Below are 1,241 nucleotides of genomic sequence, written 5' to 3'. Positions count from 1 at the left end.
GTCGGCTGGTTGGTGGCGCTGCTCGGTCCGGTGAACGTGGCCCGATCCCGGCGACGACGGCTCGAACTGGGCCTGACCGACGAGGTGTGCGCGCGGGCGTTGGACGCCCTGCGCGAGGTGCTGACCGAGCCGCTGACCAGGCCTCAGGTCGTCGCCCGGCTCACCGACGTGGGCGTGGAGCTGGACCCGGGCACGCCCGCGGCGGCCTACCTGCTGGCCCACGCCGCCAACCTGGGCGTGGTCTGCGCGGGCGAGTCGACCTACCGGCTGCTCCCCCGCGCCGACCACGGCGAACCGCGTGGCGTCGCGGAGCTGGCCCGCCGCTACCTGCGCGCCTACGGCCCCGCGACGGTCGAGGACTTCACCGCGTGGAGCGGCCTGCAGGAGGCCGGGGTGCGCGCGGCGTTCCCGTTCGACGAACTGGTCGAGGGCGAGCACGGCTGGCAGCTGCCCCTCACCGACGCCGCGGACCTGGACGGCACGGTCCGCCTGCTCGGCCCGTTCGACACGTTCCTGCTCGGCTACTCCGACCGAGACCTGCTGCTGGACCCCCGGCACGCGCCGCTGGTGCAGACCGCGGGCGGGGCGCCGATCCCGCACGTCGTGGTGGACGGCCAGGTGCGCGGCTCGTGGCGACGCCGGGACGGGCGGGTCGTGGTGGAGCAGTTCGGCCACATCCCGGTGTCCGAGCTCGACGCCGAGGTGGAGTCCGTGCTCGCCTGGGCCTGAGGCGTCGGTCCCGAGGCGGTAGAGGCCCACTCCCGTCGCCGTCGGTGCGGACCCCCCCGAAGGCAGGCGGGGGAAGACCGAAGTGGTCTCGGGACCGGAGGCGGTCGGTGCTCCGGCGTCGGTGGCGTCGCACGGTGGTCGGCGTGGAGTGGCGAGCCGCAGGCCACCGGTGCGGCGGTCGGCCGTCGGGATCTTGTTCCCACCGCGGTCGCCCTCGTGCTTCGTTGCGCAAAGCGGAGAAACGCTTTGCGGCGCAAGGCGGGCACGAGTCGGGCAGGGCGGTGTGACGTGGGCCGATGCGCCGGGGTCGCTGCAAGTCGTCGCAAAACGCCTCGACCACACGCCGCTTCGCCCATCTCACGGTTCGCGCACAGCCGGATGTCGTACGGTGTCCGGATGACCGAGCGGGCAGCGGGAGGCGGTGTGGTGCCGCGGGCGCTGAGTTCGTTCGTCGGCCGCAAGGATCTGCTGGCCGAGCTGCGCCGGCGGAGGGGTGTCGCGCCGCTCAGCAC

General features: G+C 74.2%; 1 protein-coding gene. It reads left to right on the top strand.

The genetic code is table 11. The features are described from left to right. A partial coding sequence (locus AB0G02_RS41050) for a crosslink repair DNA glycosylase YcaQ family protein (protein ID WP_360806215.1) occupies positions 1 to 729 on the top strand: 729 nt, incomplete at its 5' end. Positions 730 to 1,241: the final 512 nt, after the last annotated feature.

It is taken from the genome of Actinosynnema sp. NPDC023658 (assembly GCF_040639995.1).
Lineage (GTDB): Bacteria > Actinomycetota > Actinomycetes > Mycobacteriales > Pseudonocardiaceae > Actinosynnema.
This window is presented reverse-complemented; position numbering and strand designations above follow the sequence as displayed.